The 17,617-nt window shown below is 48.5% G+C and carries 21 protein-coding genes; 20 read left to right on the top strand and 1 reads right to left on the bottom strand.

The window, feature by feature from the left end; all coding sequences use genetic code 11:
* Positions 1–30 precede the first annotated feature (30 nt).
* From BN2154_RS08950 to BN2154_RS08875, 18 genes are all read left to right on the top strand, one after another.
* Positions 31–336: a hypothetical protein gene (locus tag BN2154_RS08950; protein WP_015564530.1), complete on the top strand. Its 306-nt coding sequence runs from the start codon at positions 31–33 to the stop codon at positions 334–336.
* Positions 336–1,022, top strand: a complete 687-nt coding sequence (locus BN2154_RS08945; RefSeq protein ID WP_009323471.1) for an AlkZ-related protein — start codon at positions 336–338, stop codon at positions 1,020–1,022. Before BN2154_RS08950 ends, BN2154_RS08945 begins: the two co-directional genes overlap by 1 nt.
* A gap of 6 nt (positions 1,023–1,028) precedes the next feature.
* Positions 1,029–1,508, top strand: a complete 480-nt coding sequence (locus BN2154_RS08940) for a flavodoxin (protein ID WP_050005984.1) — start codon at positions 1,029–1,031, stop codon at positions 1,506–1,508.
* Positions 1,509–1,546: 38 nt separating this feature from the next.
* A complete protein-coding gene (locus tag BN2154_RS15285; protein ID WP_015518051.1) occupies positions 1,547–1,819 on the top strand; it encodes a hypothetical protein in 273 nt (90 codons plus the stop codon).
* Positions 1,820–1,866: 47 nt separating this feature from the next.
* Complete coding sequence (locus BN2154_RS08935) at positions 1,867–2,076, top strand: hypothetical protein (protein ID WP_006573505.1); 210 nt, start codon at positions 1,867–1,869, stop codon at positions 2,074–2,076.
* A gap of 19 nt (positions 2,077–2,095) precedes the next feature.
* Positions 2,096–3,139 (top strand): O-acetyl-ADP-ribose deacetylase, encoded by a 1,044-nt coding sequence (locus BN2154_RS08930; protein WP_050618469.1) that lies wholly within the window; start codon positions 2,096–2,098, stop codon positions 3,137–3,139.
* A 5-nt stretch (positions 3,140–3,144) separates the two neighbouring features.
* Positions 3,145–4,677 (top strand): hypothetical protein, encoded by a 1,533-nt coding sequence (locus BN2154_RS08925; protein ID WP_008396796.1) that lies wholly within the window; start codon positions 3,145–3,147, stop codon positions 4,675–4,677.
* A gap of 22 nt (positions 4,678–4,699) precedes the next feature.
* On the top strand, positions 4,700–6,208 hold the full coding sequence (locus BN2154_RS08920) for a Y-family DNA polymerase (RefSeq protein WP_050618468.1): 1,509 nt from the start codon (positions 4,700–4,702) through the stop codon (positions 6,206–6,208).
* Positions 6,205–6,627, top strand: coding sequence for a YolD-like family protein (locus BN2154_RS08915; RefSeq protein ID WP_008396798.1), 423 nt, complete (start codon positions 6,205–6,207; stop codon positions 6,625–6,627). The genes BN2154_RS08920 and BN2154_RS08915 overlap by 4 nt, the downstream gene beginning before the upstream one ends.
* A gap of 101 nt (positions 6,628–6,728) precedes the next feature.
* Positions 6,729–7,388 (top strand): vWA domain-containing protein, encoded by a 660-nt coding sequence (locus BN2154_RS08910; RefSeq protein WP_050618467.1) that lies wholly within the window; start codon positions 6,729–6,731, stop codon positions 7,386–7,388.
* On the top strand, positions 7,385–8,044 hold the full coding sequence (locus BN2154_RS08905) for an SIMPL domain-containing protein (protein ID WP_050618466.1): 660 nt from the start codon (positions 7,385–7,387) through the stop codon (positions 8,042–8,044). Before BN2154_RS08910 ends, BN2154_RS08905 begins: the two co-directional genes overlap by 4 nt.
* A gap of 236 nt (positions 8,045–8,280) precedes the next feature.
* Complete coding sequence (locus tag BN2154_RS08900) at positions 8,281–8,610, top strand: plasmid mobilization protein (RefSeq protein WP_005934759.1); 330 nt, start codon at positions 8,281–8,283, stop codon at positions 8,608–8,610.
* Complete coding sequence (locus BN2154_RS08895; RefSeq protein WP_050618465.1) at positions 8,571–9,935, top strand: relaxase/mobilization nuclease domain-containing protein; 1,365 nt, start codon at positions 8,571–8,573, stop codon at positions 9,933–9,935. The genes BN2154_RS08900 and BN2154_RS08895 overlap by 40 nt, the downstream gene beginning before the upstream one ends.
* Before the next feature lie 149 nt (positions 9,936–10,084).
* A complete protein-coding gene (locus BN2154_RS15280) occupies positions 10,085–10,324 on the top strand; it encodes a helix-turn-helix domain-containing protein (RefSeq protein ID WP_006573514.1) in 240 nt (79 codons plus the stop codon).
* 69 nt (positions 10,325–10,393) lie between these two features.
* Positions 10,394–11,896 (top strand): class I SAM-dependent DNA methyltransferase, encoded by a 1,503-nt coding sequence (locus tag BN2154_RS08890; RefSeq protein WP_015564521.1) that lies wholly within the window; start codon positions 10,394–10,396, stop codon positions 11,894–11,896.
* The gene (locus BN2154_RS15275; protein WP_195892328.1) at positions 11,886–13,094 is read left to right on the top strand and encodes a restriction endonuclease subunit S; all 1,209 of its coding nucleotides are present in this window, start codon (positions 11,886–11,888) and stop codon (positions 13,092–13,094) included. The genes BN2154_RS08890 and BN2154_RS15275 overlap by 11 nt, the downstream gene beginning before the upstream one ends.
* Positions 13,095–13,202: 108 nt before the next feature.
* Positions 13,203–14,186 (top strand): site-specific tyrosine recombinase/integron integrase, encoded by a 984-nt coding sequence (gene xerA / locus BN2154_RS08880; RefSeq protein ID WP_050618464.1) that lies wholly within the window; start codon positions 13,203–13,205, stop codon positions 14,184–14,186.
* Between the two features lie 13 nt (positions 14,187–14,199).
* Entirely contained in the window at positions 14,200–14,736 is a 537-nt protein-coding gene (locus BN2154_RS08875; RefSeq protein WP_094762436.1) for a restriction endonuclease subunit S, read from the top strand.
* Here BN2154_RS08875 and BN2154_RS08870 read toward each other — a convergent pair.
* A complete protein-coding gene (locus BN2154_RS08870; RefSeq protein ID WP_154666660.1) occupies positions 14,733–15,404 on the bottom strand; it encodes a restriction endonuclease subunit S in 672 nt (223 codons plus the stop codon). The genes BN2154_RS08875 and BN2154_RS08870 overlap by 4 nt on opposite strands.
* Here BN2154_RS08870 and BN2154_RS08865 point away from each other — a divergent pair.
* Positions 15,403–15,762, top strand: coding sequence for a hypothetical protein (locus BN2154_RS08865; protein ID WP_015564517.1), 360 nt, complete (start codon positions 15,403–15,405; stop codon positions 15,760–15,762). The genes BN2154_RS08870 and BN2154_RS08865 overlap by 2 nt on opposite strands.
* 23 nt (positions 15,763–15,785) lie before the next feature.
* On the top strand, positions 15,786–17,609 hold the full coding sequence (locus BN2154_RS08860; protein ID WP_227202768.1) for a GmrSD restriction endonuclease domain-containing protein: 1,824 nt from the start codon (positions 15,786–15,788) through the stop codon (positions 17,607–17,609).
* The last annotated feature ends 8 nt before the right edge of the window (positions 17,610–17,617 follow it).

The raw sequence follows: 17,617 nt of genomic DNA, 5'->3' as shown, positions 1-17,617 counted from the left end.
ACAGACCGATAGAGAGAAAGGACGTGCATGATGAAGTACAAACTGTTCCGTTCCCCCGGTGATCTGGACAAGGCAGTTCGGAAGCACGAACTGGTTGCCGTGGAGACCGGCAAGAACATTGATGATGTGGCAGACGCGCTTATCCGTGCCGTTCGGGATGATCTTGCGGAAATGCCGGAGTATGCGCACTGCGAAACCGCTGCGTATGCACCGGAACCGGTTCAGGAGCATCGCCGCGTAAGACGTTATCAGTATGAGATGATGGGTGTTGTTTACCCGCAGTATGCGGAGAAGAATATCCTGATTGATTATGGCGTGATTGAAGAGGCGGAGTAATGTCAAAGAGATATGCCAGACAACTACATAGTGCAGATGATTTGATTGCCGCCGTCGAGCAATACGGCTTTCTGCCCTTCTTTCGGAACGAGATTCACGGCTTCTCCATCGAGGAACTTTGCCCACCTGAGTTATGGTTTGCGGACGATGTAGATGGTCCGTGGGAGTGGAAGGGCCCTGCTGCGCGGAGCGGCAAATGTCTTTACGGCAAACTTTTCAACAAGAAGGCTGGATTTGTGAGCCGAGAGTGGATACCTGACTTCGCAAACGTCCGGCGTAACGGCTATGACTTTGACGCCCGTTGGGATGACGGCTTGGCGTCCTACAAGGACAAGGAGCTATATGAAGCCATAGCCGGTGAAGGCAGGATGCTTTCCAAACGGCTGAAAGAGGCTCTGAACTACCGCAAGGGCGGCAACACCGGTTTTGAGACGTGCATCACGCGGCTGCAAATGCAGAGCTATGTCTGCATCGCGGATTTCGTCTATATGCAGGACAGATACGGAAGACCTTATGGCTGGGGTGTCGCAGAGTATGCGACGCCGGAAGAACTTTTCGGGTACGACCTTATCACATCTGCATATCAGCGAGAACCGCAGGAATCCAAAGAGCGCATGATGCAGCATCTTTCCTCCATCCTGCCGGGTGCGTCGGTACAGCAGCTTACGAAGATATTGAAAGGATAAAACACCATGAGCAAGAAACTTGTAGCATATTTTTCTGCGTCCGGCGTGACCGCGAAGGTTGCCGAGACGCTGGCAGAGGCAATCGGCGCGGACATCTTTGAGATTGAGCCGAAGGTGCCTTACACGGAAGCTGATCTGAACTGGATGGACAAGAAAGCCCGCAGCACGATTGAGATGAGCGATCCTGCCTCCCGTCCTGAGATTGCCGTCAAGCGGGACAACATGAAGGACTACGATACCATCTTTGTGGGCTTCCCAATCTGGTGGTATGTCGCGCCGACGATTATCAATACGTTCCTTGAGAGCTATGATTTGACCGGCAAGACGATCATCCCGTTTGCAACCTCCGGAGGAAGCGACATTGGCAAGACGAACGAACGCCTTGCGCCGAGCTGCAAAGGCGCAAAGCTGATGGACGGCAAGGTTTTCAAGGGCAGCGTCGGGCATCAGGAGCTTGCGGCGTGGGTTGAAGGACTTGGACTTTAAGGGGCAGACAACTCGGGATTTAATGGAGGGATGTTTCTATGAAATCTTTTGTTTGCAGTTTGTGTCACAATGGCATACTTGGAGGAGGTCTGTACCTCGATAGTCAGTCGCTTACTTACAAGACAAACAAGCTTACAGTTGACAAAAAATACAGAAATTTAGTTTTGCCGATGCAGGAAATAAAAGAAATCTCTTGGAAGTGGATAGTCTTTCCAATTGCAACAGTTAATATGAAAAATGGAGAACTATATAAATTCATTATTTTCAATAAATCACGCTTTGCAAAATGGTTTCAAGAGTATTCTCGATAAATACAAAGTGTCAAATTCCGGTTTAATGAACAGGAGATGATGATCGCATGAAAATCCTACATGAACTTTCTTGGCTATGGGAAACGCTGGGCATTGCGCTTGTTGCTGCGGCTGTCTGCATGGCTTGCGCTGCGCTGATTGGCAAGGCAGCGAAGAAGAAGCTCGACAAAAAGGTGTTGGCGGTCGTAGGGGCAGCGGCATTTGTGGGCGCGATTCTGGCGGTCATTCTGATCGCCCGGACACCGATGCCGCTTTGATAGGACGGAGGATAGAATAATGCCGCTTCAAATTGTCAGAAATGACATCACAAAAATGAATGTGGACGCCATCGTCAACGCTGCCAACGAGTCGCTGCTGGGTGGCGGCGGTGTGGACGGCTGCATTCATCGTGCCGCAGGACCGGAGCTGCTGGTGGAATGTGAAACGCTCCACGGCTGCAAAACCGGGAGCGCAAAAATCACGAAGGGCTATAAGCTGCCCTGCAAATATGTCATTCATGCTGTCGGTCCGCGCTGGTATGACGGGCGGCATGGTGAGCGCGAACGGCTGATCTCATGCTATCGGACTTCGCTCATGCTGGCGAAAGAATACGGCTGCGAATCGGTTGCGTTCCCTCTGATTTCCTCCGGCATTTTCGGCTATCCGAAGGATCAGGCTCTCAAAGTGGCGATTGACACCATTAGCAGTTTCCTTCTCGAAAACGAAATGACGGTGTACATCGTCATTTTTGACCGCAAAACCTATCAGATCAGCGGCAAGCTGTTTGCCGATATTGCAGCGTACATAGATGACCGCTATGTGGACGAGCATACTGATAATCGTTCCGAGCGTCTGCGCAGGATGAACGCCTTCCGGATGGAAGAACCCATGCCTTGCGAGGCATCCGTTTGTGAAGAGGCAATCGAACAGCTCATGCCTCCCGTCTCTGCGGCGGCTGCCCCCAAAAAGGCGGCAACCCTTGATGACGCGCTGGGACAGATCGACGAGAGTTTTTCCGAGATGCTTCTGCGAAAGATTGATGAGCGCGGCATGACGGACGCGCAGTGCTATAAGAAGGCGAATATTGACCGGAAGCTCTTCTCGAAGATCCGCTCGGACAAGTCTTATAAGCCTTCCAAGCCCACGGTCATTGCGTTTGCCATTGCCCTTGAGCTGCCGCTTGTTGAAATGAAGGATATGCTCATGAAGGCTGGCTTTGCGCTCTCCCACTCCAACAAGTTTGACATCATCGTGGAGTATTTCGTGGAGCATGGGAACTATAATGTCTTTGAGATCAACGAGGCTCTGTTTGCCTTCGACCAAAGTTTAATAGGAGCATAAGGTCTATGGATAAAGTGTTTCAGAAATTTTTGCGAAGTGGTATTGACCTTTCGCCCGTAGGGGTGGAGCGTCGTGAAGATAACAACCCATACTTTTGCACGCCAAAAGGTGCATCTATTTTTGGCTGGGCGGGTGTGGACGGCATCCACTTCTGCTTTGTTCGAGACTTTGGCGGTATGGTATTTTCCGTCAGTCCCATGAACTCGGCTCCGGATTTTGTTCATCCGCTGGCAAACGATTTTGAAGACTTTCTGAGGTTGCTCCTTGCTTGCAGTGATTCGGCAGCGCTGGAACAGGCGTGGATGTGGGATAAAGCCCAGTTTGAAGCCTTTTTGCAGGACAACCCTCCAACGCAGGATCAGCAAAGAACGCTATCAGAGCTTGCTGAGAAAATGAAATTGACGCCTATGGAACAGCCGTGGGTATACATCAAAAAGCTGCAAGCATCTTTTGATTATAGTAAGATCAAGTACACCGAGGACTATTATGATGTTGATATGAACCCAGAAGCAGAACCGACCATGCCTGAGTGGAAGGTCTACTTTGAGGGAAACTTCTGGGGACATTCGGGAAAAGACCATGCCGGAACGGAAATCCGGTTGAATAAGCAATTTGACTGGGCGAGGCATCATTGGGTTATTCCTGCGGCGTATTCTTGCAGCAAGGGACTCGTCATGGACTTTTGTATGCGTACCCCGGAAGAAGACATTCGCAAGTTCATAACTAAATGGGATTTACACCCCGAAAACGACTCCTGCGAATACTTCACGCAGGAGCAGCAAATGCAGATAGATTTAGACAATCCACTTTGCCTTGACTTTATTCCTCGTTTGGAATTGAACGGGAAAACAATGCTGACCTCCCACGGCTGTTCCGTGGTCTTTAATCCATGTTTGCCAGACGGGGTGATCAATGAAGCGGAAGCAAAGTGGGCATTGGAACACTATGATTTGGATACATCCTATGGATGGATGATTTTTCGGGCAGCTTTTCCGTGGACAAGCAAACGCCGTCCTGAAATAAAAGCCCTCTCCCTTACAATGGAGCAGCAGTCGTGTCGTGTCCCGGGACCACATTTCAAGGCACACGCTCCCGGTGATTCGTTTTCTTTCCTCCATCCGGTCAGTGGAAAAAAATACACATTGACTGTACAGGAATTAGAGCAGCAGACAATTTCCGAAAAGCGTTACGGTTCTGACCGCTGGTTTTATCCTACGCATTTTACTGCTATGAGCTATACACTTTCTCCTGAACCTGACAGCGATGTTACGATCTGTGATTGCGCTGAGGGGGACAAGCCTTTGGAAATTGCGCCATGCTCTGACCGCTATGCACCAGAGGCACGAAACGATATTGCTTGTATCGGCATTATCGGCGGAGCGGACGGTCCAATCGCAATCGTGTGTGGAGACAGCTCAAAAGAAAAACTTCATGCAGTTTGTTCCTCTCTACACTTTGAGCCGGTGGAGGGTGATATTGAATGGCGTATCGTATTCAACATTAAAAGCTCCAATGAAATGTCATTAGGGCTGATCTAAGAAGAAAGCGGAGGCAAAGAAGGTGAAACAACACACTTACATCGCAATCGACCTGAAATCCTTCTACGCCTCCGTGGAGTGCCGGGAGCGCGGCTTAGATCCTCTGGACACAAATCTCGTCGTTGCGGATGAGAGCCGGACGGACAAGACCATCTGCCTTGCCGTCACGCCCTCCATCAAAAGCTACGGCATTTCCGGACGCGGGCGGCTGTTTGAAGTCAAGCAGCGCGTGAAGGAAGCAAATGCCGGACGGCAGCACGACGCACCGGGACGCAGACTGGAAGGCTCGTCGCACTTCTTCTCAGAGCTGCAAGCAGATCCGTCTCTGGCGATTGACTTCATCATCGCGCCGCCTCGGATGGCGTACTACATGGAGTACAGCACCCGCATCTATCAGGTCTACCTCAAGTATATCGCGCCGGAGGACATCGTAGTCTACTCCATCGACGAGGTGTTCATGGACGTGACGGACTACCTGAATACTTACAAGCTCTCGGCACATGACCTCGCCATGAAGATCATCCTCGATGTGCTTGAAACAACCGGCATCACAGCAACCGCAGGAATTGGCACGAACCTCTTTCTCTGCAAAGTGGCAATGGACATTGTAGCGAAGCACATCCCCGCCGACAAAAACGGCGTCCGAATAGCCGAACTGGATGAAATGAAGTTCCGGCGTGAGCTTTGGGCGCACCAGCCTCTCACGGATTTCTGGCGCGTGGGTCGAGGTATTGCCAAGAAACTTGAGCAGAATGGGATGTTCACAATGGGCGATGTTGCCCTCTGTTCAGAGCGGAACGAGGACTTGCTTTACAAGCTGTTCGGCAAGAATGCGGAATTGCTCATCGACCATGCGTGGGGCTGGGAGCCTACGACCATTGAAGCGATCAAGGCATACCGTCCCAGCTCCAACAGCCTCAGTTCCGGTCAGGTATTGCACTGTCCCTATGAGCCGCAGAAGGCGAAGCTGGTTGTCCGGGAAATGACGGACTTGCTTGTGCTGGACTTGGTGGACAAGGGGCTTGTCACCGATCAGATGGTTCTCACAGTTGGCTACGACATTGAGAACCTGACCGATCCTGCACGACGGGCAAAGTATCACGGCGCGGTGGGGAAAGACCCCTACGGTCGGGAGATTCCCAAACAGGCGCACGGCTCTATTAACCTCGACGGTCACACATCCTCTACCCGCAAAATAATGTGTGCTGTGTCAGAGCTGTTTGACCGGATCGTGGACAAGAATCTGCTTGTCCGCCGTATGTATGTTGTAGCAAATCATGTCCTGCCGGAAGCGGACGCGCCGAAGAAAAATGACGGTGCTGTCCAGCTTGACCTTTTCACTGACTATGCTGCCGAAGAGGAAAAACAGAAAGCCGAGGACGCCGCCTTGGAACGTGAGCGGAAAATACAAGCCGCCACGCTTGCAATCAAAAAGAAGTACGGAAAGAACGCCATCCTCAAGGCGATGAATCTTGAAGAAGGCGCAACCGCGAAAGACCGCAATGCGCAGATTGGAGGGCATAAGGCGTGAACGGAAAATACGACGAGATCATGGGACTTCCTCATCACGTTTCCAAAACGCGACCACAAATGCCGATGTCAGATCGTGCAGCGCAGTTTGCACCCTTTGCCGCCCTCACCGGCTATGATTCTGCAATCAAGGAAACCGGACGTCTGACCGACGAAAGGATTGAGCTTGATGAGGGAGCCTTGACCGCTTTGAACATGAGGTATCAGCTTCTCATGGATGCCCTTGATGAAGAGCCGGAGGTTGAAATAACCTACTTCAAACCTGATGAGCGCAAAGCTGGCGGTGCGTATGTAACTGCAACCGGCGCAGTCATAAAGGTTGATGACTTTGAGCGCCTAATTACCATGCAGGACGGCACGAAGATTCCGATGGATGACATCCTAAGCATTGACGGAGAGCTGTTCTTATCCTTAGAATAATGTCGCTTGCCATGCGACCAAATGAAGTGAATACCGAAGTACAATATGACTGTAAGGTGAGACACCAAGCAGTCATTTTTTTATATACGGAGGTACAAAACATGAGAAAGAACATGACGGAGATCGTATTCATCCTTGATCGCAGCGGCTCTATGAGCGGACTGGAAAAAGACACCATCGGAGGATTCAACTCCATGATTGAAAAGCAGAAAAAAGAGAATGGCGAGGCATTGATCTCTACCGTTCTCTTTGACAACGTGAGCGAGGTTATCCATGACCGTGTGCCGGTTCAGAAGGTGGATCCGATGACCGACAGGGACTATTCCGTTCGCGGATGTACTGCCCTTCTGGATGCTATCGGCGGAGCAATTCATCACATTGGGAATGTCCACAAGTACGCAAGAAATGAGGATGTCCCTGAACATACGCTGTTCGTCATCACAACGGACGGCATGGAGAATGCAAGCCGCCGTTATGACAGCGAGACAGTTAAGAAAATGATCGAGCGGCAGAAGGAAAAGTACGGCTGGGAGTTTCTATTCCTCGGCGCAAATATTGACGCAGTTGAAACGGCAAAGCACTTCGGTATTGGAGCAGACCGAGCGGTCAATTATCACTCTGACCATAAGGGAACGCAGCTCAACTATGAGGTTCTGAGCGAAGCGGTTTCTGCTGTCCGTTGCAGCGTACCACTGGGTACGAATTGGAAAAAGCGTATTGATGAGGACTTTAATTCCAGAAAGGACGGGAGAAAGCAATGAGAACGATCACCGTAAAAGGGACAGGCAATGTCTCCGCAAGACCGGATTACATCATCCTCTCCTTGAACATTGAAACCTTATCTAAAACCTATGACCGTGCAATGTCGGAAGCTACCGAGAGAATCGAAAGACTGCAAGGTGCCGCAGTCTGCGTTGGGTATCACAAAGAAGACTTGAAAACCACGAGCTTTGATGTCCAGACAAGGTACGAGAACGTCAAGGATCGGCAAGGAAATTACAAGCGAGAGTTTGTCGGATATGCTTGCAGCTATCGCTTGAAACTTGCATTTGACTTTGACAGCAAACAGCTTGCAAAGATCATTTCTGCGATTGCGGATTGCGGTGCAAAGCCGGAACTCAGTATCGCATTCACTGTAAGAAACCCATCAGCGGTCAGCGAAAAGCTGCTGATCAGCGCGACGGAGAACGCCAGAGCGAAGGCGGAGATTCTTTGCAAAGCATCAGGCAGTACGCTTGGGCAGTTGCTCAACATCGACTACAACTGGGGCGAACTCAATGTTTTTTCCAGAACAAGCTACGATGTTGAAGACTGCATTCAGCCTCTCATGGCGATGAGCAAGTGCGCCGCACCTGAGATTGAGCCGGTTGATATTGATGTGACAGACACAGTGGCTTTCACATGGGAAATCCAATGATTTTTTGACTTTTTTGAAATCCGGTACTCAACAAACGCCCTTTTTGTGTCCGTTGTAAAGTGAAGGGACATTTCACGGAGGAATCTTCGGGGAATACGATTTTGGGAGATTAGCAAGCAAATCCGGTGAGTACCCACCGGAGAAAAATCAGTTAAGGAGACCCTGCCCTTAACATCAGATTTTTGCTTGTTGGGATAGTCCCAAACCCTTCTAATCTTTACGACGGAGGGCGCAGCATGGTACGAAGAACACGAGACATTCAGAAGAAGATTTGGCTGACACCACAGGAAGAACGGACGATTGCAAAGAAGATGGAGATGATCGGCACGGAGAACTTCGGTGCGTATGCAAGGAAGATGCTGATTGACGGCTACATCATTGTCGTAGACTACACAGAGCAGAAAAAGCTCGCCGCCGAAATCAACAAGATCGGCGTGAACATCAATACCGTCTGCCGCAGGATCAACTCGACGGGACGATTCTATCAGGACGATATTGACGAGCTGAAAGAAAAGATGGACGCGGTATGGCAGTTACTAAAATCAAAGCAATCCGAGGAACTTTGAGCAAGGCAATCGCGTACATTCTGAATCCCGAAAAGACCGACGAGAAGCTGCTGGTCTCGTCCTACGGCTGTGCCAGCGAGACCGCAGCGCGGGAATTTGAATGGACGCGGAGAATAGCCGAGCAAAAAGGGATGAATCCGGTCAGGATCATAGCCCGTCATGTGATCCAGTCCTTTGAAATTGGAGAGGTCACGCCGGAGCTTGCCCACGAGATCGGCAAGCAATTTGCGGATGAAATCCTCGGTGGAAAATACGAGTATGTGCTGACCACGCACATTGACAAGGACCATGTTCATAACCATCTGATTTTCAATGCGGTTGACTTTGTGGACTACCACGCCTACAAGAGCTACAAGCGGATTTACTATGATATGCGTGAGGTCAGCGACCGGCTCTGTAAGGAAAACGGTCTCTCTGTTATCCCTCCCTCTCAGAACAAAGGCATGAGCTACAAGGAGTACACCGAAGCCAAACGCGGCACGAGCTGGAAGCAAAAACTCAAGCAGACCATCGACCGGCTTGTCATCACAGCGAAGGACTACGATGATTTTCTGCGGCTCATGCAGGAAGCCGGTTATGAAATCAAACCCGGCAAATACATCTCCTTCCGCGCTGAAGGTCAGGATCGGTTTACCCGTTCTAAGACCATCGGAGAGAACTACACCGAGGAACGCATCAAGGAGCGGATTGCCGGACGGACGCCCCGAAGAAGTCAGAGACAGACCACGCCGAAGGGCATCTCTCTCATCGGAGATATTCAGGAGCGGATCAGGCTTATCGACAGCAAGGGTTATGAGCATAAAGCAAAGCTCACTATCCTCAAGGAAGCGGCACGGACGCTCAACTATCTCACAGACAACAACTTGCTCCAATACGCCGATCTTGAGAAGAAGGTCGAGGATGTTCACAGCTCCTATGATCGTACCGGCAAGGAGCTGAAAGGCGTTGAAGCGCGGCTGCGGGAAGTCCAGCCGCTTATCAAAAACATCTCCAACTACCAGCGCCTAAAACCTGTATATGACGCTTTCCAGAAGGCAAAAGATAAGCCGGGTTTCAAGGCAAAGCATGAGGCAGAGCTTGTGATCTTCGAGGCGGCACGGAGTACGCTGCTTGCCATGCAGGGCGATGAAAAACTGCCGAGCTTGAAGACGCTGCAAGCGCAACAGCAGCGACTTCTCGATGAGCAACAGCGGCTCTATGATGAACGTGCGAAGCTCAAAAAAGAAGTAAAACAAATAGAGACGATCAAGTCTAATGTTGATACGTTTCTCGCTCCTTCTGCTGACCATGACCGTGATCATCTGCGCAGCACACAGCGCGAATAATCTCGTCAAAAGCAGGGCATCTCCGATCAACAGGAGATGCCCTGCATCCTTGAGAGAAGGTTCGAGAAATTGAAACTTTTTCTTTAATTTCTGCATCAACGGATTGCTTTTGAGAATGAAATCCAGTATAATATTATAAACGATGTTGAATGCAAGCAAGCGAAAGGATGGTTGCCGTGCGCATAAGCTATAAGAAACTATGGATGCTTCTTCTGGAACGCGACATAAAGAAGGCTTCTCTACGACATGAAGTAGGGCTGTCTGCCGGAACATGGACAAAACTGAATAAGGGGGAAGAAGTGTCCCTCTCTATTTTGCTGCGCATTTGTGATTACTTGAACTGTGACATCGGAGATATATGTGAGGCTGTGCGAACGGACAAGAACTGAGTCCGGTTTTTCGTACAGCTCTTTTTGTAGAATAGTAAGTGTGAAACTATAACTTTGGAGGTTGCTGAAATGGCTGAAAATAACACAAGCAATATCGGCTTTGAAAAACAAATCTGGGACGCGGCTTGCGTCCTGCGCGGAAACATCGACGCATCCGAATATAAGTCGGTCGTTCTCGGACTGATTTTCCTGAAATACATTTCAGATCGCTTTGAGGCAAAGTACAAGGAGCTGGTTGAAGAAGGCGATGGATTTGAAGAAGACCAGGACGAATACACTGCCGAAAACATCTTCTTTGTCCCTGAGAATGCACGATGGAGCGCGATTGCTGCTGCCGCTCATACGCCGGAAATTGGCACGGTGATTGATGATGCAATGCGCAGTATTGAGAAAGAAAACAAGCGTCTCAAAGATATTCTTCCTAAGAACTTCGCCCGTCCAGAGCTGGACAAGCGGCGTCTTGGTGAAGTGGTTGATCTCTTCACCAATATTCAGATGATCGAGCATGGAAACAGCAAGGACATTCTTGGTCGCACATACGAATATTGCCTCTCCAAGTTTGCCGAGCAAGAAGGCAAACTTGCCGGTGAGTTCTATACTCCCTCTTGCGTTGTGCGTACCCTTGTTGAAGTGTTGCAGCCGTTTAATGGGCGTGTTTATGACCCGTGCTGCGGCTCTGGCGGTATGTTTGTTCAGTCCGCAAAGTTCATCGAAAATCACGGCGGCAACATCAACAAGATTTCTGTTTTTGGTCAGGACTCTAACCCGACCACATGGAAGATGGCGCAGATGAATCTTGCCATTCGCGGTATTGAAGCCGACCTCGGCAAGTTTAATGCGGACACATTCTTTAACGATTGTCACCCGCAGCTCAAGGCAGACTTTATTATGGCGAATCCTCCCTTCAATCTTTCTGGCTGGGGTGCAGATAAACTCGTTGATGATGTCCGTTGGCAGTATGGTACGCCTCCTGCTGGAAATGCAAACTTCGCGTGGTTGCAGCACATGATCTGGCATCTCGCTCCGAATGGACGTATCGGTATGGTACTTGCAAATGGTTCGCTTTCTTCGCAGTCCGGCGGTGAAGGTGAAATCCGCAAGAACATTATCAATGCTGACCTTGTGGACTGTATCGTTGCAATGCCGACGCAGCTATTCTACACGACGCAGATCCCGGTATCGCTCTGGTTCCTTGCAAAGAACAAGAAGCAAAAAGGCAAAACGCTGTTCATCGACGCACGGAAACTCGGCACTATGGTTACGCGGAAGCTGCGCGAACTGACGGATGAAGACATCAAGAAAATTGCCGACACTTATAATGCCTTCGTTGATGGAACACTCGAAGATGAAAAGGGCTTCTGTGCTGTTGTCACTACACAGGACATTGCAAAGCAGGATTACATTCTCACTCCGGGACGCTATGTTGGTATTGAGGAACAGGAAGATGACGGCGAGCCGTTTGAAGAGAAAATGGGGCGTTTGACTTCTGAACTTTCTGAGCTTTTCGCAAAGTCCCATGAACTTGAGACGCAGATCAAAGAACGACTGGGGGCGATTGGATATGGGCTATGAAACGTATCGTATTGCTGACCTAATTGATGAAATTGCGATGGGTCCATTCGGATCAAATATTAAAGTCTCGTGTTTTGTGGATAGTGGCGTACCTGTCCTAAATGGTAGTAATCTTGAGGGCTTTTCTCTATCCGAAAAGACATTCCGCTATGTCACAAGGAAAAAAGCTGACTCTCTTAACAAGGCAAATGCACATCGCGGGGATATTGTAATAACACACAGAGGAACGCTTGGGCAAATAGTGTTTATTCCTCAAGATTCAAAATATGACCGGTATGTGATTTCGCAATCTCAGTTTAGGGTGCGATGCAACGACAAGGTTTTGCCCGAATACCTTGTCTATTACTTCCACACTCCAATAGGACAGCATAAACTTCTAAGCAATGCCTCACAGGTTGGCGTCCCTGCATTGGCGAGACCATCTTCGACCTTTCAACAGATTGAGGTCGTATTGCCTGAATTAAGTATTCAGAAATGTGTTGTCGAGATTATTTCCACAATCCAAAAAAAGATTGTGAACAATCAAGAGTTAAACGATAATTTAGAGCAGCAAGCTCAATCCTATTTTCAAGAATTATTTGTTGATAATGCTGATCCAGAATGGGCTATCGGAACAATTAGCGATCTTGGTACTGTTGTTGGAGGCAGTACACCTTCAAAAGCTGAACCTGAGTATTACACGGAGTCCGGTATAGCATGGATAACCCCGAAAGATTTATCTATCAACAAGTCGAAGTTCGTTTCTCATGGTGAGAATGACATAACTGAACTTGGTTTGAAGAACAGCAGCGCAGCAATCATGCCAGAAGGAACAGTGTTGTTCTCATCTCGTGCGCCAATAGGTTATATTGCTATCGCCGCTGGTGAAGTAACAACAAATCAAGGTTTCAAATCGGTTGTGCCTAAGCCGGAAATTGGAACACCATTTGTTTACTTCTTTTTGAAAAACACTCTCCCGGTCATTGAAGGCATGGCATCCGGGTCAACATTCAAAGAAGTATCTGGCAGCACTATGAAAAATGTCCCGGCGGTTATTCCTGACGCTGAAACTCTTGCCAAATTCAGCGACTTTTGCGCTCCTATCTTTGCACAGCAACGTATTTTGGAAGAGCAGAATCAATCGCTTGCGACATTGAGAGATAATTTGCTGCCCAAACTGATGTCTGGCGAGATCGATGTGTCTGCTGTCCAGCTCTAAGCTGCTAAATTATCGTTTACCGTCTGAATAACTCTCACCAGTGGCGAGAGTTTTACAAAAGGGACTGCCACTGAATGTCGTTCTCTTACCTCGAAAGGAGACACGACAATGACAGAACAACTCATCACGGAGATACAGCGAAAAATGCTGCCGTATCTTAACAACGAACAACTCATGCACCTTCGGGATGCAATGGCTGAGATATTGGAAGGGGCAACGATCACCTATGATAGTGGCTCAATTCCAGCAGACGAAGCAGATGCAGTCGAAGCATTTATCACGGCAAAGCGGATCGAAGGCTGTTCGGAGAAAACCCTGAGCTACTACCGGAAGACGATTGAGGCTCTAATTGCCGGAGTTGGAAAGGCTGTGCGACAGATCACCACAGATGATTTGCGCCGCTATCTGACAAACTATCAAGTTCAGCGCAGGTCGAGCAAAGTGACCATAGACAACATCCGCCGGATACTGTCCAGCTTCTTCTCATGGCTTGAAGATGAGGATTTCATTGTGAAAAGCCCGGTACGCCGTATTCACAAAGTTAAGACTGCAAAGGTGGTCAAGGACACCTACACCGATGAAGTGTTAGAGCTGATGCGTGACAACTGCACAACAGCACGAGACTTGGCGATGATTGATCTTCTGGCTTCCTCTGGAATGCGTGTTGGTGAGCTGGTCACACTAAACCGCGAAGACATCAACTTCAATGAGCGCGAATGCGTTGTTATCGGCAAGGGTAATAAAGAACGATTGGTCTATTTCGACGCAAGGACGAAAATCCACCTTCAAAACTACCTTGAGGGGCGAACGGATGAAAACCCAGCTTTGTTTGTTTCCCTGAAAGCTCCCTTTGACCGATTGATGATTGGCGGAGTGGAGACACGCCTTCGGGAGCTGGGAAAGCGTCTGAATATCCCGAAGGTTCACCCTCACAAGTTCAGGCGTACACTGGCTACAACTGCCATAGACAAAGGAATGCCCATAGAGCAAGTCCAGCAGCTCTTAGGGCATCAGAAAATCGACACCACCATGCACTATGCAATGGTGAAACAGCAGAATGTGAAGCTGGCACATAGAAAATACATCGGTTAGGATGGTGGGTAGTATGAATGGAACAATATATATGCCCGTTGGTGAAGTTTGTTCGTCTATTTCGGACACTTATCGCGAAAAAAAGAATATGGTGACGCTTATCAATACCTCGGACGTTTTAGAGGGTAGAGTTCTCAACCACGAACGAGTTCCAAACTCCAATTTGAAAGGGCAGTTCAAGAAGACTTTTCAGCGAGACGATATTTTATATAGCGAGATCCGTCCACAGAACAGGCGGTTTGCCTATGTGGATTTTTCGCCCATAGACTATATCGCTTCAACTAAACTGATGGTAATTCGTGCAAAAAAGGATGTGGTATCTCCTAAGTACCTATACTATTTCTTGAAGAATAGTTCCACAGTTGCAGAACTTCAACTGTTAGCTGAAACGCGATCTGGCACATTCCCTCAGATTACATTTTCCGAAGTTGCCAATTTGACCATACCCGTTCCTTCGCTTGCTGTACAAGAAGTTATCGTACAAACGATGCAATGCCTCGAAGATAAGATCACCTGCAACGAGCAGATAAACGATAATTTAGCGGCTTAGAGCTGGACGGCAGAGACATCGATCTCGCCGGACATGAGTTTAGGCAATAACGCATCTCGCAGTTCAGCCAGTCTCATATTTTCAAGGGAATTGTAGCGCATCTTCAAAAACATTGGTGAGACAACCTCCTTAAATAGCACCAGACTGTGCTTGTCAAACAAGGGAAGTCGGTATTGCCCTACTGTTTCGGCAGAAACACGTTGTCTCCCGCTACTTCCGTTCATGTTTTTGACTGCATAATCGACGAATGCTGGATAGCGAGCCAAACAATATAGCATTTCGGGTGGTGTGTCATTTTTCGGTGCGAGGACAATATACTCCGTCGAGCCAAAAGCAACTTCACCATCATCAAGAAAGTCAATGAAAGCAGTTTTGCCGTTTTCGAGACAGGGAGTAATGCGAGCTAAAAGCGTATCTCCGTTTGTAAACCGCATTCCCCCGTTAAACGGCTTCATTTCCCAGCCGGACGGAAAAGCCCCGCTTGTCGATAGCTGGCTCATATCTATGCTTCTCGCCACTTGGTTTTTTGCCAATGTCCGCTTGGGGTTAAGAAAAGCATAGTCGGACACAGTGTAATCGTTGTTTTCGGCATTAGCTATGAGATTATCAAATACTGAGAACGCTTGTTGCTGTAAATTATCGTTTACCTGATTTGGAGGTTGTACCATGTTTGATAAAGTTCAGGAGAGCTTGAAAAAAAGCAAAGACGAGCGCCAGAAAAAGCGTCTTGAAAAGGAACGGGTTCGTCTTGAGAAAGCCGCAGCAGAAGCAGTTCGTGAGAAAGAGCGGCTTCAACAGGAGGCGGAAAAGATACAGGCTGAAAAAGACCGTCTTCTCTCCCTCGATGATAAGGGGCTGATGGTAGAATTGATTCTGGCAGTGCGAGGTCTATACTCACAAATGGAGTACATTCAAAGTCAGCAGGCTTCTTTATCCGAGCGGGTTGACGATATTGAGTCGGACATCTCTTCCATCCGCAGCGATATTTCAGATTTGGAAAGCAGACTGGGCTCGTCCGATCAGTAAAACTCAATGAAGGAGGCGCAGACGTGATTATTTCACCACAATCTCTTGATACAAACCTAAGTCAGCTTTTAGCGGAGGTTAAGTCCGGCTCAATGCAGTTGCCGGAGTTTCAGCGCGACTGGACTTGGGATGATAACCGAATTAGAGGAATTATCGCCAGTTTGTCGCAAGGCTACCCTATGGGTGCCATTATGCGGCTACAATACGGTAATCCGGACATTCAATTCAAATACCGCACAATTACGGGCGTAAAAGGCGTCTCAGTAAAGCCGGAGCATTTGATTCTTGATGGACAGCAGCGACTTACTTCCATCTATCAGGCAACATCCTCTAAAGAGCCGGTCTCGACCAAAACAGAAAAAGGCAAGGCTATTAAGCGTTATTACTATCTCTCAATGGAGAAGTGCCTTGACGATGATGAGGATCGTTTTGATGCAGTCTTGTCTATTCCGGAAGACCGCAAGATCAAAGAAAACTTTGACCGTGATGTGAAGCTCGACCTCTCAACCAGAGAATATGAATACGAGAATAAGCTGTTCCCGGTCAATATTGTGTTCGATAGCAACGCCGTTATGGACTGGTTCATGGGCTACATGACGCACTATGGAATGAAGCCGGAGGCAATGGACGAGTTCAAGCGTTTTCAGGCGGATGTGCTGAATACAATTTCCGGGTATAAGCTGCCTGTGATTACGCTGGACAAGTCCACGCCGCGAGAGGCAGTGTGCAAGGTGTTTGAGAACGTCAATACCGGTGGTGTTCCTCTCACGGTGTTTGAGCTTGTTACCGCAACTTATGCCACAAGAGACTTTGACCTGAGAAAAGACTGGGTGCAGTGTCGAAATACAATTTGCGGTTTCGGTGACACGCTGAGAACAGACCTGTTCGATGGGATTGATGAGACTACCTTCCTGACAACGGTTTGTCTCTTTACAAGCTATTTGAACAAGCAGTCTGGAAAGACAAACACAATCTCCTGCAAAAAGAAAGATGTTCTGGGACTTCCTTATGAATCGTACATAGCGAACCGGGATGCAGTGCTGTCTGGGTTCAAAATCGCAAAGGAGTTTCTTCTTCGGGATCAGTGCGTTTTCCGTCAAAGAGATTTGCCCTATACAACGCAGTTGATTCCACTTGCGGCAATCTGCGCTGTTCTCGGAAAATCCAAATGCAATGAGCCAAACACAATCAAAACTCTTTCTCGGTGGTATTGGTGCGGGATTTTGGGTGAGATGTATGGCGGTGCGAACGAAACCCGCTATGCCTATGACATTGAGGACATGGTTGAAGAGGTCAATGGACGTCCGAATGCAATGCACACGATTAACAGCGCAGTCTTTTCTTCTACGCGGCTGCTAACCCTTCAAACTCGCTTGAGCGCGGCATATAAAGGTATAATGGCTCTTCTTTACAAGGAGAAGTGTCGTGACTTTATGAACAACACGACGATTGACATTGTAAACAGTATGCTTGAGTCTCCGGATATTCACCATATATTCCCCGAAGCATATTGCGAGAAAATGGGCATCAAGCGCGAACGGTATAATTCCATCATTAACAAGACCCCGATTCTTCCAGCCACCAACCGCTCGATTGGCGGAAATGCGCCGAGTGAGTATCTGGGGGCAATTCTAAAGAAGGTTGATGGACTGACCGAGAATGAGTTGCAAGCACGGGTGGAATCGCACTTTATCAACTATGCAGAATTGAAGGCAGATGACTTCAATGGCTATTTCATCGACAGAGCAAAAAGCCTTCTAAACCTAATTGAAAAAGCGATGAATAAGCCCGTCACTGACAGAGATGCAGAAAACACGCTGGATCAGTTCGGGGCGAGTCTGGCGTAAAAGGGAGT

It is taken from the genome of Intestinimonas massiliensis (ex Afouda et al. 2020), from assembly GCF_001244995.1.
GTDB lineage: Bacteria > Bacillota > Clostridia > Oscillospirales > Oscillospiraceae > Intestinimonas > Intestinimonas massiliensis.
The sequence above is the reverse complement of the archived record's forward strand: the minus strand, read 5'-3'. Positions and strand labels throughout refer to the sequence as shown.

Coding starts and splice junctions, on each gene's coding strand:
- BN2154_RS08865 (WP_015564517.1), top strand. CDS start 15,403: ATGTTTGATAAAGTTCAGGAGAGCTTGAAAAAAAGCAAAGACGAGCGC.
- BN2154_RS15280 (WP_006573514.1), top strand. CDS start 10,085: ATGCAAGCAAGCGAAAGGATGGTTGCCGTGCGCATAAGCTATAAGAAA.
- BN2154_RS08895 (WP_050618465.1), top strand. CDS start 8,571: ATGGCAGTTACTAAAATCAAAGCAATCCGAGGAACTTTGAGCAAGGCA.
- BN2154_RS15275 (WP_195892328.1), top strand. CDS start 11,886: ATGGGCTATGAAACGTATCGTATTGCTGACCTAATTGATGAAATTGCG.
- BN2154_RS08935 (WP_006573505.1), top strand. CDS start 1,867: ATGAAAATCCTACATGAACTTTCTTGGCTATGGGAAACGCTGGGCATT.
- BN2154_RS08950 (WP_015564530.1), top strand. CDS start 31: ATGAAGTACAAACTGTTCCGTTCCCCCGGTGATCTGGACAAGGCAGTT.
- BN2154_RS08905 (WP_050618466.1), top strand. CDS start 7,385: ATGAGAACGATCACCGTAAAAGGGACAGGCAATGTCTCCGCAAGACCG.
- BN2154_RS08900 (WP_005934759.1), top strand. CDS start 8,281: ATGGTACGAAGAACACGAGACATTCAGAAGAAGATTTGGCTGACACCA.
- BN2154_RS08890 (WP_015564521.1), top strand. CDS start 10,394: ATGGCTGAAAATAACACAAGCAATATCGGCTTTGAAAAACAAATCTGG.
- BN2154_RS08875 (WP_094762436.1), top strand. CDS start 14,200: ATGAATGGAACAATATATATGCCCGTTGGTGAAGTTTGTTCGTCTATT.
- BN2154_RS08870 (WP_154666660.1), bottom strand. CDS start 15,404: ATGGTACAACCTCCAAATCAGGTAAACGATAATTTACAGCAACAAGCG.
- BN2154_RS15285 (WP_015518051.1), top strand. CDS start 1,547: ATGAAATCTTTTGTTTGCAGTTTGTGTCACAATGGCATACTTGGAGGA.
- BN2154_RS08940 (WP_050005984.1), top strand. CDS start 1,029: ATGAGCAAGAAACTTGTAGCATATTTTTCTGCGTCCGGCGTGACCGCG.
- BN2154_RS08925 (WP_008396796.1), top strand. CDS start 3,145: ATGGATAAAGTGTTTCAGAAATTTTTGCGAAGTGGTATTGACCTTTCG.
- xerA (WP_050618464.1), top strand. CDS start 13,203: ATGACAGAACAACTCATCACGGAGATACAGCGAAAAATGCTGCCGTAT.
- BN2154_RS08945 (WP_009323471.1), top strand. CDS start 336: ATGTCAAAGAGATATGCCAGACAACTACATAGTGCAGATGATTTGATT.
- BN2154_RS08910 (WP_050618467.1), top strand. CDS start 6,729: ATGAGAAAGAACATGACGGAGATCGTATTCATCCTTGATCGCAGCGGC.
- BN2154_RS08930 (WP_050618469.1), top strand. CDS start 2,096: ATGCCGCTTCAAATTGTCAGAAATGACATCACAAAAATGAATGTGGAC.